General features: G+C 61.5%; 14 protein-coding genes. 9 read left to right on the top strand and 5 right to left on the bottom strand.

All coding sequences use genetic code 11. From position 1 onward, the window contains the following. The first annotated feature begins 142 nt into the window (after positions 1-142). Positions 143-1,060, top strand: coding sequence for a heme o synthase (locus tag HMPREF3171_RS09975; protein WP_305764012.1), 918 nt, complete (start codon positions 143-145; stop codon positions 1,058-1,060). Here the strand turns inward: HMPREF3171_RS09975 and HMPREF3171_RS09970 are convergent. From HMPREF3171_RS09970 to mptB, 5 genes are read right to left on the bottom strand one after another with little or no spacing between them, the layout of a single operon-like run. Then, entirely contained in the window at positions 1,057-2,034 is a 978-nt protein-coding gene (locus HMPREF3171_RS09970) for a quinone oxidoreductase family protein (RefSeq protein ID WP_070484822.1), read from the bottom strand. The two genes, HMPREF3171_RS09975 and HMPREF3171_RS09970, sit on opposite strands and share 4 nt — an antisense overlap. A gap of 1 nt (position 2,035) precedes the next feature. Next, a complete protein-coding gene (locus tag HMPREF3171_RS09965) occupies positions 2,036-2,989 on the bottom strand; it encodes a COX15/CtaA family protein (protein ID WP_070484821.1) in 954 nt (317 codons plus the stop codon). A gap of 45 nt (positions 2,990-3,034) precedes the next feature. Beyond that, a complete protein-coding gene (locus HMPREF3171_RS09960) occupies positions 3,035-3,823 on the bottom strand; it encodes an ABC transporter permease (RefSeq protein ID WP_070423134.1) in 789 nt (262 codons plus the stop codon). Positions 3,824-3,827: 4 nt separating this feature from the next. Beyond that, a complete protein-coding gene (locus tag HMPREF3171_RS09955; RefSeq protein WP_070484820.1) occupies positions 3,828-4,754 on the bottom strand; it encodes an ABC transporter ATP-binding protein in 927 nt (308 codons plus the stop codon). Positions 4,755-4,760: 6 nt separating this feature from the next. Then, positions 4,761-6,365: a polyprenol phosphomannose-dependent alpha 1,6 mannosyltransferase MptB gene (mptB, locus tag HMPREF3171_RS09950; RefSeq protein WP_070484819.1), complete on the bottom strand. Its 1,605-nt coding sequence runs from the start codon at positions 6,363-6,365 to the stop codon at positions 4,761-4,763. A gap of 194 nt (positions 6,366-6,559) precedes the next feature. Between mptB and HMPREF3171_RS09945 the strand changes: the two genes are divergently transcribed. The 8 genes from HMPREF3171_RS09945 to HMPREF3171_RS09910 all read left to right on the top strand — a co-directional run bounded on the left by HMPREF3171_RS09945 (position 6,560) and on the right by HMPREF3171_RS09910 (position 14,399). Then, entirely contained in the window at positions 6,560-7,264 is a 705-nt protein-coding gene (locus HMPREF3171_RS09945) for a helix-turn-helix transcriptional regulator (RefSeq protein WP_070484818.1), read from the top strand. After that, a complete protein-coding gene (gene sufB / locus HMPREF3171_RS09940) occupies positions 7,155-8,702 on the top strand; it encodes a Fe-S cluster assembly protein SufB (RefSeq protein WP_371327147.1) in 1,548 nt (515 codons plus the stop codon). Before HMPREF3171_RS09945 ends, sufB begins: the two co-directional genes overlap by 110 nt. Further along, positions 8,703-9,866 carry a Fe-S cluster assembly protein SufD gene (sufD, locus tag HMPREF3171_RS09935; protein ID WP_070484816.1) on the top strand — a complete coding sequence of 388 codons (1,164 nt, stop codon included), beginning with the start codon at positions 8,703-8,705 and terminating at the stop codon, positions 9,864-9,866. A gap of 11 nt (positions 9,867-9,877) precedes the next feature. Beyond that, a complete protein-coding gene (sufC, locus tag HMPREF3171_RS09930; protein ID WP_070484815.1) occupies positions 9,878-10,633 on the top strand; it encodes a Fe-S cluster assembly ATPase SufC in 756 nt (251 codons plus the stop codon). Further along, on the top strand, positions 10,633-11,865 hold the full coding sequence (locus tag HMPREF3171_RS09925; protein WP_070484814.1) for a cysteine desulfurase: 1,233 nt from the start codon (positions 10,633-10,635) through the stop codon (positions 11,863-11,865). The genes sufC and HMPREF3171_RS09925 overlap by 1 nt, the downstream gene beginning before the upstream one ends. After that, positions 11,862-12,311, top strand: a complete 450-nt coding sequence (gene sufU / locus HMPREF3171_RS09920; protein ID WP_070484813.1) for a Fe-S cluster assembly sulfur transfer protein SufU — start codon at positions 11,862-11,864, stop codon at positions 12,309-12,311. The genes HMPREF3171_RS09925 and sufU overlap by 4 nt, the downstream gene beginning before the upstream one ends. 2 nt (positions 12,312-12,313) lie before the next feature. Continuing rightward, positions 12,314-12,688, top strand: a complete 375-nt coding sequence (locus tag HMPREF3171_RS09915) for a metal-sulfur cluster assembly factor (protein ID WP_083292061.1) — start codon at positions 12,314-12,316, stop codon at positions 12,686-12,688. An 82-nt stretch (positions 12,689-12,770) separates the two neighbouring features. Continuing rightward, on the top strand, positions 12,771-14,399 hold the full coding sequence (locus HMPREF3171_RS09910) for an ABC-F family ATP-binding cassette domain-containing protein (protein ID WP_070484812.1): 1,629 nt from the start codon (positions 12,771-12,773) through the stop codon (positions 14,397-14,399). The last annotated feature ends 4 nt before the right edge of the window (positions 14,400-14,403 follow it).

The following is a 14,403-nucleotide window of genomic DNA, read 5'->3' as shown; positions in this document are numbered from 1 at the left end:
TAAGTTGAGTCTGATGAGGTCTCCCAAGAGCATACTGCGTGACCCTTATGGCGTGTTCGATTCGTGCCTACAGTGGGGGAACGGCTACCATCGTCCAAAGGTATGAGTGCCCTGCGCCACCTGAAGAATAAAAAGGAGAGAGTTGTTGGAGACCATTAAGGCATATTTCGCGTTGACGAAGCCGAGGGTCATTGAACTACTCCTGGTCGCCGCAATCCCGGCGATGCTCCAGGCTGACCGCGGCGAAGTTCACGTTTGGCTCGTCTTCGCAACTCTCCTCGGAGGCTGGATGGGTGCCGGCGCCGCAAACACGTTCAACATGGTGGCCGACTACGACATCGACCAGAAGATGGGGCGTACGCGCGCCCGCCCGCTGGTCCGTCACAAGATCACCAAGCAAAAGGCCGCCGTCTTTGCATGGGCACTGCTGATCATCAGTGTGCTGTGGCTTGGTTTGCTCTGTGAGTCCTGGTTGGCGGCGTTCTTCATCATCTTGACCAACGCGTTCTACATCTTCGTCTACACGAAGTGGCTCAAGCGCCGCACGTGGCAAAACGTGATTTGGGGCGGCGCGGCTGGCTGCATGCCGGTGCTCGTCGGTTGGGCCGTGATCCGCGACAACGTCACCGACGGAACGCCAGACCACTGGTGGCAGGCCATCGTGATGTTCCTGATCATCTTCTTCTGGACGCCACCGCACACCTGGGCGCTAGCAATGAAATACAGGGAAGACTACGCGCGTGCGAATGTGCCGATGCTGCCGGTGGTGGCCTCGCCAGAAGAAACCAGCCGTCAGATCGTGCTGTACTCCTGGCTGACCGTCATTGTCTCGTTTGGCCTCGTGCCGGCTGCGTCGTGGATTTACCTCGTGATTGCCGTGGTATCCGGTGTCGCATTCCTCGTCATGGCGACCAAGCTGCACAACGGCATCGTGCGAGGCGAGAAGGTCAAACCGCTAAAGCTGTTCATCTTGTCGAACAACTACCTCGCGGCCCTGTTCCTCGGCCTGTCCTTTGACGCCGTGCTTGGCTGGGAGACTATCGGAGAACTGCTCTTCTAATCTCGCTCGATCTTGAGCACTACAGAACCTGTGGTCTTACGCGCCTGCAGATCCTCATGGGCTTTGCGGGCGTTCTTGAGCTCATACGGCGGGTGGACGCGCATCCGGACGGTGCCGTCCTCGATCGCACGGACAACTGCCTGTGCGCGCATGAGGAACTCCTCGTCTGTGGCAACGTAGTGCTTCAGCGAGGGGCGGGTGAGGTACAGTGCTCCGTGCTGGTTCAACTCTTGAATCTTGAACGGCTCCACGTCGCCCGACGCGGAACCGAAGGAGCACACGAGGCCGCGCGGGCCTGTGACCTCAAGGGCGAACTGGAAAGTGTCCCTGCCAACGCCGTCGTAGACCACGTTGACGCCCTTGCCACCGTTGGCTTCCTTGATCTCCTCTGCGAGAGCGGAGCCCTTGTCTCCGTAGCGGAACACCTTGGTCGCTCCGGCTTTGTACGCGAGATCCTCTTTCTCGTCACTAGAAACAATCGAATAAACCGTGGTTTCGAGCGCCGCAGCCATCTGGGTCAGGATAAGGCCGACGCCACCGGCGCCAGCAGTGATGACCATGGTGTCTCCCGGCCTGGTATCTCGAACACCGTGGAGAAGGTAGTGCGAGGTCATCCCCTGTAGAAGCATGGATGCCGCAACCTCGGGCTGCACGCCTTCCGGCACTGCGACGAGACGGTTGCGGTCGACTGCAACCTTTTCTGCGTAGGACCCTGGAGCGTCGTGCCAAGCGACGAGCGTACCCGGCGCGATTTCCCCCAATGGGTCGTCGACCACTCGGCCGCAACCTTCGGTGCCGGGGGTGTAGGGAGGCTCAGAGGCGTACGTTCCGGAGCGGAAGTACGTGTCTATGTAGTTGACGCCGGCATAGTCGACGTCGACAAGCAATTGCCCCTCGCCTGGAACGGGATCGGCGACCTCGGTGTATTCGAGTACCTCCGGGCCGCCATGTTTGGTAACAAGAATTGCCTTCATGTCACACTAGCGTAGGCAAACGACGCTTTCCGTGTGCGAAAAGGAATGCACTAAATGCCACGACCGTTGATGACATGCCGATGTGGGCTGGGATTGTCCAGCGTGGAACACCCATCCTGAACTGGATGACGCCGATGGCCCACTGCACAAAAATCAATGCAATGAGCACCCAGACGGTTCGTTTTGCGTCTGCAGGGGCATCAGAGCGGCGCAAGATGAAAGCGACGACGAAGGTTGCGATGAGGTAGACGTACATGCAGATGGCGTGGACATAGGCGAGCATCCGGGTGTCGAGGTCGAGACGACCTTCCATGCCAACACCGGAATCACCCGAGTGTGGACCCGAGCCGGTAACCATAGTGCCGGTAACGAGGACAAAGCAGAGCGCGACGGCGGCGATGACGGTCCAGGTCTGAGCATGCGCGGGGAAGCGGCGCGTCGGATCGGCCGCATCGGTTTCTGCGATGCGCATGTAGAGCACTGCCGCAACCCACACGAGCAGCATCGACGGCAGGAAGTGCACCGCGACGGACCACCATTGCAGGTCGAGGCGTACTGAAATGCCGCCGATGACGGCCTGGACAACAACGCCGAGGAAGGAAACCCAAGCCATCGTCTTGATTGCGTCGCTGCGCTTCGCTTTGTATACCGCAATTAGGACAAGGACTGCGGCAGCGGCGACGACGAAGGCGAGCAGGCGGTTACCAAACTCGATTGTCTGGTGAATCCAAGGTGCAGCGCCCGCAACCGGCACGAGTGAGCCCTCGTGGCACAGCGGCCAGGTGTCGCAACCGAGACCGGAACCGGTCACGCGGACAAGCGAGCCGGTGACCGTAATGCCACCTTGGCAGATGAGCAGCACCATGCCGAGAACGCGCTGCAGGTGGAGTGAGGGATCTTGCCAGGCCTCTTTGAAGCGGCTTTGGGACTTTGGCTTGGCGGTGGTGGTCGACAAAACTTCTCCAACTTTCGGATGAATAACGGCTTGAGTGTATCGCGGTTAGTCGTCAAAGCGGAACAGGCGCACCGCCCCGATGATCGCTAGGACAGTCCATACTGCGAGCGAGACCCAAGCCGACACGTTAAAACGCAGGTCAACAGCATCTGCCAAAGCGCCGGCTAGCGCGACCGTGGGCACAGCATTCCATACGCCGGCACTAGAAAGGTCTCCGGAATAGACCACCCATCCAACGATGCCCATGAACGCAATCCAGATCAGGTTTGCCAGCGCAAGGACTAGCTCGGAGCTCAACGTGCCGCCCATCAGTAGTCCCATGGCGGTAAACGCCGCCACGCCGAACAGCAGGGTAATCAGGCCGAATCCAGCGCCTGCGACCGAAACTCGCCAGCCCAGGTATAGGGCAATCGCGCCGAGGACGACGATCTGTACCAAAACGGTGGCGAGAACACCGAAGATTTTCCCGGCGACGATGGTCCATGGTGGCACGCCCGAGGCGCCCACGCGCTTGAGCGCTCCGTATCGACGATCAAACGCAAGGGCAATCGCCTGGCCCGTGAAGCCAGCCGAGGTAGCAGCAACAGCAAACACCATCGGAACGAGTGCGTTGAAGTCGGTGTCGTCGCCAAACATCGGCATGTGCGTGGCTGCGATGAGCACCGCAGCAGGGATGATGAGGTTGACGAGGAGCTGCTCGCCGTGGCGCAGCATCAGCCTTGCTTCAACGCGGCCTTGTGCCAGTGCCATCTGTGCAAGTGATGCACGTTGCGGGTTCGGCGTGAAAATACCAGGGGTAAGAGCTCGGTCGGTGGTCTGGGCTTGCGTGGTCATTGCGTTAGCTCCTCAACTCTCGTCCGGTGATATCCAAAAAGACGTCCTCAAGGTCGCGGTGCGAAACCGACAAATCCCGGATCAGCACGTTTTGCTGGGCAGCACTTCGCGCAAGCGCTTCGATGACGGCCGGGGAACCGGCACCGAGAATTCGGTAGCGCTGAGGGCTGACTGCCTCGGCGGTAATGCCGAGCGCTCGGAGTTCGTCGCTAAGCAGGTGCACATCGAGCTCACGGTCCGTGCGGACAGCAACAACCGGGTACTCCTCATGACTGGTCAACTCCGCTGGGGAGCCTTGGACGACGAGTTTGCCATGGTCAATGATCGCAACGTCGTCGGCGAGCGTTTCCGCTTCGTCCATCAAGTGGGTGGTAAGGAGCACAGTGGTGCCGTCACGCTTCATCGCCTGGATGATGTCCCATACTGCGAGGCGCGACTGGGCATCCATGCCCGCAGTGGGTTCGTCGAGGAAGATGAGTTCCGGGCGACCAATCATCGCGAGCGCGAGCGACAGTCGCTGCTGTTGGCCACCCGACAGGCGGCGGTACGTGGTCTTTGCTACGCCTTCGAGCCCGAGCAGCTCTATAAGCCAGTCCGGGTCGTGAGGATTGGTGTTGTACCGCGCAGCGAGCTGCAGGATCTCGCGAACCTTCAACGACGCATAGGATCCGCCCCCTTGCAGCATGATGCCGATGCGGTCACGGACCTTCTGCGGTTGCGTAACAGGGTCGATGCCAAGCACCCGGATAGACCCGGAGGTTGGTTTGGTAAACCCCTCGCACATCTCAATCGTCGTCGTTTTGCCGGCACCATTCGGGCCGAGCAGTGCCAAAAGTTCACCACGGCGCGCGGTAAACGTCAGTCCGTCGACAGCCCGCTTTTCGCCGTACTCCTTGACGACACTGTCGACTTCAAGAGCAAGATCACTCATGGCCGATCAGTCTAGCCCGCGGCCCCGCCAGTACCGGAAACCCAACCAGGCAACAAGCACTAACGCAGCGAACGCAACAGCAGCTGACCCGTAGATTGTCACCACAGCAAACGGCGGCAGTGCCAGCCCGCGCGGGAGCACGAGGAAGCTAAAAACCGCGCTATAAGACGCCACAATCACCCGGAAAAAGAACCGGTTCGCCCAGGCCGCTAGCGGCAAGATCGCCCAGAGCGGATACCAGGGGTGCACCACCGGGAACAGGATCACGAGCACCAGCATGGATACGCCGAGCCCGCCAACGGGGTGGATCGTGCCTTTAAACGTTGCCCACAACATTCGCACCGCGAACGCCGCCGCGACGGCGAGCCCTGCGCCACGCGTCATGACGAGTATCGCCTCGGTCTGATCGCCAAGTCCCAGCAGCATCCCAATGAATCCACTGATGACGCCGATGTCGGTGGTCAGCGAGAGCCAACTGCGTATCGACGCAGCACCGCCCTGTCCCGTCACCCACCCGAACCCGATGCCGGTACCGAGGGAGACGAGTGTGATCGTCGCTAAGAAAATAAGCGTTTGCACGGCGACTGCCCGCGCAATGGAGCGCACCGTAGAGACTCCCCTGAGGTGAAAACTGCGCGCGAGCGCCATGCCAATAAACCCCAGCGGGATGAACCCGGTCACCTTCACCAACCCCGCACAGGAGAGGAGGGCGCCCGATGCTATCAGGATGATCCAAGTACGGAAGGTTGCATCGCCAGTTCGGATCGGATCGACTGCTCTGAGCCCGAGCTCGAGGCCGACGAGGACGAAGCCGACCAGTAACGCCTCGTTGTGAATACCTCCGACCAGGTGCAGGATGGTCAGTGGGTTGAGCAGGCCGAGCCACAGCGCAGCCGAGGCGTTGACGCCACACCGTTGCGCAAGGGCGCGCAGCCCCCACGATGCTGCGAGCAATCCCGCGACAGAAAGCACACGGTGCAGGAAGACCCCCCAAAACACTGCATCGGCGGTAACAATGGAAATTAACGCCGCGATGCCGAGTGCGACCGGCCCGTACGGGCTTGGAGAGTGCGCCCAAATGAACGGCACAGATCTGGCCAGTGGGTGGTCGACGCCGAGGATCTCTACTGGCCCGGCGGCGTACGGGTCAAGGCCCATGCGCACAATCGCGCCGTTAGCCAAATAAGAATAAATGTCCTGAGTGAACAGGGGCGCGGTCAACATTAATGGCAGCACCCATGCGACGAACGTGCGCTGCAGCGCCGGTGCTCCGATGCGTGGTGCGTGCCCACCTGCGCCGACAAACGGCGCCATAATCAGCCATGACGCGACAAGCATGCCCACGCCGATGAGCACGATGGCGTTAGAAGCCAGCATCATTCGGCTCATGGTCGCCCCAAAGGGGAAGGCGAACCACGGATTATCGACGACTGGGAGCGCCCCGCCACCTAAACCACCGAGCGCGATGAGACACGCGCCCAGGGCTCCGAGCCAGCGCAAAAGGAAAAACCGGTCCCGCTCCCGGTAAGACGGTTGTGGAATGGACGAACCACCATCAAACCCGGGCGACGGATTGTGCAGTTCCGAGGAACGCGAACCGGGCCGCCCCATGTGGGGAAACTCCGCAAGGACCGCACGGCCAGGGCGCCGCAGATGCGGCAATCTCGGCGAGCGGGGAGGCTGGGCAGTCACGTCGCTAGAGCTTACTTGGTGCGCGCCACGCCAAGGAGACCCGCTTCGGCGGGAATAATTACGACACACTAGTGTTGTGTAAAGGCGAGCAGAGAGCCAAGGAAAGGGGTTGCATGGTGGCAGAGAAAGACACTGCATACCGCGTGAACGGAACAACCCGTTCGCAGGTGATGTCTATCCTGCTCAAACAAGGGCCCGTTGCGGCGGCCGAAATCGGCACCGAGCTTGGACTTTCGCCCGCCGGCGTACGACGCCATCTGGACAAACTCGTTGAAGAAGGGATGGCAGAAACCTGCCCGCCGCGTGCGGTAGCAGGGGATCAGGCATCCCGCGGCCGTCCGGCAAAGCACTTCCAGCTCACCGTCAAGGGCAGGGAAGAGTTCGGTACGAGCTACGACACCATCGCACTTGAGGCCGTTGATGTGATCGAATCTATCGGCGGCGAGGAAGCAGTGCGTGAATTCGCTCGCAGGAGGGCCGAACGCATCTTCTCAGATGTCCAGACTGGTGCTGACAGTGACGACCCGGAAGCAGCAGTGCAAGCTGTTGCTGCCGCGCTCGAAGCCCACGGATACGAGCCCACCGTCAGGCGTACGCCAGCAGGTATCCAACTGTGCCAACACCACTGTCCAGTCTCCGCGGTAGCGGCTGAGCATCCAGAATTGTGCGAGGCGGAACACGAGGCCATTGCGCGCATCGTCGATACGCATGTGCAACCGCTCGCCCTTATTGTGGACGGACACGGCATCTGCACGACTAACATCCCTCTCGCCCCAAAGGCGGGAAACGAAACGAAAGGAGCGGCTGACAATGACTGAAGCGAAGCCAACGCCAGGTCTTGAAAAGCCGATGAACGACGACGAGATCATCGAGTCCATCGGCGCTTACAACTACGGCTGGCACGACTCCGATGTTGCCGGCGCATCCGCGCGACGCGGCCTCAACGAGGACGTTGTCCGCGACATTTCGGGCATCAAGGAAGAGCCGGAATGGATGCTGAACCAGCGTCTCAAGGCGCTCGACATCTTTGAGAAGAAGCCAATGCCGACCTGGGGTGCAGACCTCTCCGGCATCGACTTTGACAACATCAAGTACTACGTCCGCTCCACCGAGAAGCAGGCAACCTCCTGGGATGACCTGCCCGAGGACATTAAGAACACCTACGACAAGCTCGGCATCCCAGAGGCTGAGAAGCAGCGTCTCGTCGCAGGTGTGGCCGCGCAGTACGAGTCTGAGGTTGTCTATCACCAGATCCGCGAGGATCTGGAGGAAAAGGGCGTCATCTTCGTTGACACCGACACCGCCCTGCGCGAGCACGAAGACCTGTTTAAGGAATACTTCGGCTCCGTCATTCCGGCCGGCGACAACAAGTTCTCTGCGCTGAACACCGCAGTATGGTCGGGCGGCTCCTTCATCTACGTCCCGCCGGGGGTCCACGTGGACATCCCGCTGCAGGCCTACTTCCGCATCAACACGGAGAACATGGGCCAGTTCGAGCGCACCCTCATCATTGTCGACGAGGACGCGTACGTGCACTACGTCGAGGGCTGCACCGCCCCGATTTACAAGTCGGACTCGCTGCACTCCGCCGTGGTGGAGATCATCGTGAAGAAGGGTGGTCGCTGCCGCTACACCACCATCCAGAACTGGTCGAACAACGTCTACAACCTGGTCACCAAGCGTGCCAAGGCTGAAGAGGGCGCGACCATGGAGTGGGTCGATGGCAACATCGGCTCCAAGGTGACCATGAAGTACCCGGCTGTCTGGATGACCGGCGAGCACGCCCGCGGTGAGGTTCTTTCTGTCGCATTCGCAGGTGAGGGCCAGTTCCAGGACACTGGTGCGAAGATGACGCACATGGCGCCGCACACGTCGTCGTCGATCGTGTCTAAGTCCGTCGCCCGAGGTGGTGGCCGCGCTGCCTACCGTGGCTTGGTTCAGGTCAATACCAATGCGCACGACTCCGCATCTAACGTTGAATGCGACGCGCTTTTGGTCGACAACATTTCCCGCTCGGACACGTACCCCTACAACGACATTCGTAACGACCGCGTCACGCTCGGGCACGAGGCGAAGGTGTCGAAGGTTTCCGAGGACCAGCTGTTCTACCTCATGTCCCGTGGCATCGCCGAGGAAGAGGCAATGGCAATGATCGTGCGCGGTTTCGTCGAGCCGATCGCCAAGGAGCTACCTATGGAGTACGCCCTCGAGCTGAACCGTCTCATCGAGCTGCAAATGGAAGGATCGGTGGGCTAAATGTCTGAAACCGTCAAGAACGCCACAACGCATAACAACAAGGGCGACCTGTTTTCCTCCTTCAACGTCGAGGATTTCGAGGTCCCGGGCGGTCGCGACGAAGTCTGGCGCTTCGTCTCGCTGCGTCGTCTGCGCGGCTTGCACAACGGCCAGTTCGCACCGCAGGCTCCCGCCCAGATCACAGTTGACGCTCCGTCCGAGGTCACCGTTGAGCAAGTTGCGCTTGACGACGACCGCGTGACCGCCGCCGGCGCTCCCGTCGACCGGATCGCTGCCCAGGCGTGGACCTCCTCCGAGAACGCCACACTGGTATCGGTGCCAGCAAACGTCGAGCTCAACGACACAATCACCATTACTGTGACCGGTGCAGGCACAGACGTCACGACGTTTGGCACCATCGTTGTCGAGACCGGCGCGAACTCCGGCGCAACCGTGCTGGTGCGCTACGAGGGCTCCGGCACTCACGCCGACAACGTCAACTGGGTCATCGGTGAGGGCTCCCGCGTCAATGCCGTCATCGACGCCGAATGGGATCTTGATGCAGTACATGTTGGCCAGCAGGCGATCGTCGTCAAGCGCGATGCAACCCTGCGTCACCATGTCGCAACCTTTGGCGGCGAGGTCGTGCGAATCTCTCCACGCGTGTCCTTCGAGGCACCGGGCGGCGACGCTGAGCTGACTGGCGTGTACTTCGCCGATGCGGGCCAGTACATCGAAAACCGCCTGCTCGTCGATCACGGCGTACCGAACTGCCGCTCCAACGTGCTCTACAAGGGTGCCCTCCAAGGCGACAAGGCCTCCGGCTTGCCCGAGGCCCGCACCTGCTGGGTCGGCGACGTACTCATCCGCGCCGAAGCGCAAGGCACCGACACTTACGAAACCAACCGCAACCTGGTGCTTACCGACGGTGCACGCGCCGACGCGATCCCGAACCTGGAAATCGAAACCGGCGAAATCGCAGGAGCAGGCCACGCAGCAACCGTCGGCCGCTTCGACGACGACCAGCTGTTCTACCTGCGCTCCCGCGGTATCCGCGAGGAAGACGCCACCCGTCTGATTATCCGTGGCTTCTTTAACGAGGTCCTCAACCAGATCCCAATCGAGTCGGTCCGCGAAGACCTGATCGCCCGCGTCGCCGGCGAACTCGAGCGCAACGAAAACTAAAAGGAGCTTCTATGTCCACCCTCGAAATTAAGAACCTGCACGCCAACGTCCTTCCCTCCGAGGAAGGCCAGGAGCCGAAGCCCATCCTCAAGGGCGTCAACCTGACCATTAAGGGCGGCGAAACCCACGCCATCATGGGCCCCAACGGCTCTGGCAAGTCCACCCTTGCCTACACCTTGGCCGGCCACCCGAAGTACGAGGTAACCGAAGGCGAGGTTCTCCTCGACGGCGAGAACATCCTGGAGATGGATATCGACGAGCGCGCACGCGCAGGCCTCTTCCTCGCCATGCAGTACCCGGTCGAGGTCCCAGGCGTGTCCTCCTCGAACTTCATGCGCTCCGCTGTCACCGCAGTGCGCGGTGAGGCTCCGAAGCTGCGCGAGTGGGTTTCCGAGCTCAACGCAGCGCGCGAGGCACTCCAGATGGATGCGTCCTTCTCCGAGCGTTCCGTCAACGAAGGCTTCTCCGGTGGCGAGAAGAAGCGCCACGAGGTCATGCAGCTTTCCCTGATGAAGCCGAAGTTCGCCGTTATGGACGAGACCGACTCCGGCCTTGACGTCGACGCGCTTCGCATCGTCTCTGAGGGCATCAACCGCTACCAGGACGAAACCGGTGGTGGAGTGCTCATGATTACGCACTACAAGCGCATCCTGAACTACGTCAAGCCGGACTTCATCCACGTCTTCGCGGACGGCAAGATCGTCAAGACCGGCGATGCTTCCCTCGCTGATCAGCTAGAGGCCGAAGGCTACGAGAAGTTCATCTAATGACGCTCGACGTATCTGCAATCCGGCAAGAGTTCCCGATCCTGGGGCGCACCGTGCGCGGCGGAAAGCCGTTGGTGTACCTGGATTCGGGGGCGACGTCGCAACGCCCGCAGCGGGTGTGGGACGCTGAGCGCGACTTCGTGCTCGGCTACAACGCTCCCGTGCACCGCGGTTCATACCTTCTCGCAGAGGAGGCGACCGACGCCTACGAATCAGCCCGCGAGGCGATCGCGGCGTTCGTAGGCGCGCGTAACGACGAGATCGCGTTCACCAAAAACGCCACCGAAGCCCTGAACTTGGTTGCGCACGTCCTGGGTGACTCGCGGGCGGGCTCGCTCGCGGTCGGGCCTGAGGACACGATCGTGATCACCGAGCTTGAGCACCACGCGAACCTGGTGCCCTGGCAGGAGCTTGCCCGTCGCACAGGCGCGACGTTGAAGTGGTACAAGATGACCCCGGACGGGCGCATCGACCTCGACTCGCTCGAGCTCGACAACTCCGTCAAGGTGGTCGCCTTTACCCACCAGTCAAACGTCACCGGTGCGGTTGCAGATGTCGAGGAGATGGTGCGCCGCGCAAAGGCTGTCGGGGCTCTCACCGTGCTCGACGCTTGCCAATCCGTGCCGCACATGCCGGTCGATTTCCACGCCTTGGACGTTGACTTCGCTGCCTTCTCCGGGCACAAGATGTGCGGCCCCAGTGGTGTGGGCGCGGTGTACTCCAAGCACCTCAACGAGCTGCCGCCGTTCTTGACCGGTGGATCCATGATCGAGGTTGTGCGCATGGAGGAATCCACCTTCGCTCCCGCACCGCAGCGCTTCGAGGCGGGGACCCAAATGACCTCGCAGGTCGTGGGGCTCGGCGAGGCAGTGCGTTTCCTCACCGAGGTGGGTATGGAGGAGATCCAGGCTCACGAACACGAGCTCACGGCCTATGCGCTGGAGCAGATGCAGGCAATTGATGGGCTGCGCATTGCTGGCCCGCTGACGGCTGAGAATCGCGGTGGCGCGATCTCGTTTACTGTCGACGGTGTCCACCCGCATGACTTGGGTCAGGTGCTCGATGCTGAAGGCGTTGCGATTCGCACCGGCCACCACTGTGCGTGGCCAGCGCACCGCGGCCTCGACCTGCAGTCGACCTCGCGGGCCAGCTTCTACCTGTACAACACTCTCGACGAGGTAGACACCCTGGTGGCCTCTATTGCCAAGGCGAAGGAGTTTTTCGCACGATGAACCTCGAATCCATGTACCAGGAAGTCATCCTGGACCATTACAAAAACCCGCAGCACGCCGGGCTTCGCGAGCCATACGAGGCGGAGGTGCACCACGTCAACCCGTCCTGCGGCGACGAGCTGACCCTGCGCGTGCACCTGTCCGAAGACGGCTCCACCGTCGAGGACGTTTCCTACGAAGCAGTGGGGTGTTCCATCTCGCAAGCTTCGACTTCCGTGATGGCTGAGGAGGTCATCGGGCTGCCGGTTGCTGAAGCAATGAAGAAGCTCGAAGCTTTCGACGAGATGATCACCTCCCGCGGCACCCTCGAAGGCGACGCGGAGATGATCGGCGATGGCGTCGCCTTCTCGGGTGTGTCGAAGTTTCCGGCCCGCGTCAAGTGCGCGCTGCTCGGCTGGAAGGCATTCCAGGCGGCAACGTCGGATGCATTGGAAGAAAAGGAGTAACTGTGACCGAATCGAACAAGCAGTCCGAGCGACCACAGCAAACCGAAGAGCAACTCAAGTTGGTCGGTGAAGTAGAGGAGTACCTCCACGACGTCATCGACCCGGAGCTGGGTATCAACGTTGTTGACCTCGGCCTGGTCTACGACCTGTGGATCGAGGAGCGCGAGGGCACAACCGTCGCGGTGCTCAACATGACGCTCACCTCGCCGGCGTGCCCGCTCACCGACGTGATCGAGGAGCAGGCCACCAATGCGGTGGTGTCGAACACCGCGGTCGACGAGCTCGAACTCAACTGGGTATGGATGCCGCCGTGGGGCCCGCAGTTCATCACGGAAGAGGGCCGCGAGCAGCTGCGTGCGCTTGGCTTCGCTGTCTAGACATCTATCTTGATCTTTCCCCGTCACGGATTGACTGTGGCGGGGAATTTTCGTTTAGGGGTGGTTGATAGAGTGGTGCCCCGTGATTGTTACGAATGATCTCGAGGTCCGCGTCGGGGCACGCACGCTTCTCGACGCACCAGGCCAGCACCTTCGCGTCCAACCCGGCGATCGCATCGGCCTAGTCGGCCGCAACGGCGCCGGCAAAACGACGACGATGCGCATCCTGGCGGGGGAGACCGAACCCTACGGTGGCTCGGTGACTCGGGCTGGCGAGATCGGTTACCTCCCGCAGGACTCCAAGGAGGGCGATATCGAGCAGACCGCCCGCGACCGTGTGCTCTCCGCGCGCGGGCTGGATCAGATCCAGCGCTCCATGGCAAAGCAGCAGAAGATCATGGAGGAGACCGACGGGGCGGAGCGCGACAAGGCGATTGCGAAGTTCTCCCGCCTGGAGGAGCGCTACCAGGCGCTCGGCGGCTACGAGGCCAACGCTGAAGCGGCGCAGATCTGTGACAATTTGGGGCTTCCGGCCAGGGTGCTTGATCAGAAACTTAAGACGCTTTCGGGTGGTCAGCGTCGCCGCGTCGAACTGGCCCAAATTCTCTTTGCTTCTCGCCAGGGTTCGGGTAAGTCGAAGACGACGCTTCTTCTCGACGAGCCCACTAACCACCTCGACGCCGACTCCATCACCTGGCTGCGTAACTTCCTGTCCAAGCACGAGGGCGGGTTGATCATGATCTCGCACGACGTTGAGCTTCTCGACGCCGTCTGCAACAAGGTCTGGTTCCTCGACGCCGTCCGCGCGGAGGCCGACGTGTACAACATGGGCTTTTCCAAGTACAAGGACGCACGCGCCCTCGACGAGGCCCGGCGGCGCCGCGAGCGCGCCAACGCGGAGAAGAAGGCCTCGGCCCTGCAGAAGCAGGCCGCCAAGCTCGGCGCGAAAGCCACTAAGGCGGCCGCGGCGAAGCAGATGCTGGCGCGTGCCGAGCGCATGATGGGGGAGCTCGACGAGGTCCGCGTCGCCGACAAGGTCGCCTCCATCTCGTTCCCTGAGCCGGCGCCGTGCGGCAAGACCCCGCTCTTCGGCAAGGGGTTGACAAAGATGTACGGCTCGCTCGAAGTCTTCGCGGGCGTCGATCTTGCGGTGGACAAGGGATCCCGGGTGGTCGTTCTCGGCACGAATGGTGCGGGCAAGACTACTTTGCTCAAGCTGCTCGCCGGGGTGGAGCGCACCGACGGGGAGGGTGGCGTCGTCTCCGGCCATGGCCTCAAGATTGGCTACTTTGCCCAGGAGCACGACACGATCGACGGCTCCAAGTCGGTGTGGGAAAACACGATCGAGGCTTGCCCCGACGCTGGCCAACAGGACCTGCGTGGGCTGCTTGGTGCCTTCATGTTCTCCGGCGACAAGCTCGATCAGCCGGCGGGCACCCTTTCTGGCGGCGAGAAGACTCGCCTAGCGCTGGCGACGCTGGTTTCCTCGCGTGCGAACGTGTTGCTTCTCGACGAGCCCACCAACAACCTCGACCCACAATCCCGCGAACAGGTCCTCGATGCGCTGAAGACGTACACGGGAGCGGTGGTGCTGGTCACCCACGATCCGGGTGCGGTGCGGGCGCTCGAGCCAGAGCGGGTCATCATCATGCCGGAGGGCGATGAAGATATGTGGAGCGACGAGTACATGGAGATCGTCGAGCTGGCTTAGCAAT

Source organism: Corynebacterium sp. HMSC08F01 (genome assembly GCF_001807545.1).
Taxonomy (GTDB): domain Bacteria; phylum Actinomycetota; class Actinomycetes; order Mycobacteriales; family Mycobacteriaceae; genus Corynebacterium; species Corynebacterium coyleae.
This window is presented reverse-complemented; position numbering and strand designations above follow the sequence as displayed.

What these genes read in the sequence shown, in the direction of transcription:
- sufD (WP_070484816.1), top strand. Translation starts at nt 8,703, where the DNA reads ATGTCTGAAACCGTCAAGAACGCCACAACGCATAACAACAAGGGCGAC.
- HMPREF3171_RS09970 (WP_070484822.1), bottom strand. Translation starts at nt 2,034, where the DNA reads ATGAAGGCAATTCTTGTTACCAAACATGGCGGCCCGGAGGTACTCGAA.
- sufB (WP_371327147.1), top strand. Translation starts at nt 7,155, where the DNA reads ATGTGCAACCGCTCGCCCTTATTGTGGACGGACACGGCATCTGCACGA.
- mptB (WP_070484819.1), bottom strand. Translation starts at nt 6,365, where the DNA reads ATGGGGCGGCCCGGTTCGCGTTCCTCGGAACTGCACAATCCGTCGCCC.
- sufC (WP_070484815.1), top strand. Translation starts at nt 9,878, where the DNA reads ATGTCCACCCTCGAAATTAAGAACCTGCACGCCAACGTCCTTCCCTCC.
- HMPREF3171_RS09960 (WP_070423134.1), bottom strand. Translation starts at nt 3,823, where the DNA reads ATGACCACGCAAGCCCAGACCACCGACCGAGCTCTTACCCCTGGTATT.
- HMPREF3171_RS09945 (WP_070484818.1), top strand. Translation starts at nt 6,560, where the DNA reads ATGGTGGCAGAGAAAGACACTGCATACCGCGTGAACGGAACAACCCGT.
- sufU (WP_070484813.1), top strand. Translation starts at nt 11,862, where the DNA reads ATGAACCTCGAATCCATGTACCAGGAAGTCATCCTGGACCATTACAAA.
- HMPREF3171_RS09925 (WP_070484814.1), top strand. Translation starts at nt 10,633, where the DNA reads ATGACGCTCGACGTATCTGCAATCCGGCAAGAGTTCCCGATCCTGGGG.
- HMPREF3171_RS09955 (WP_070484820.1), bottom strand. Translation starts at nt 4,754, where the DNA reads ATGAGTGATCTTGCTCTTGAAGTCGACAGTGTCGTCAAGGAGTACGGC.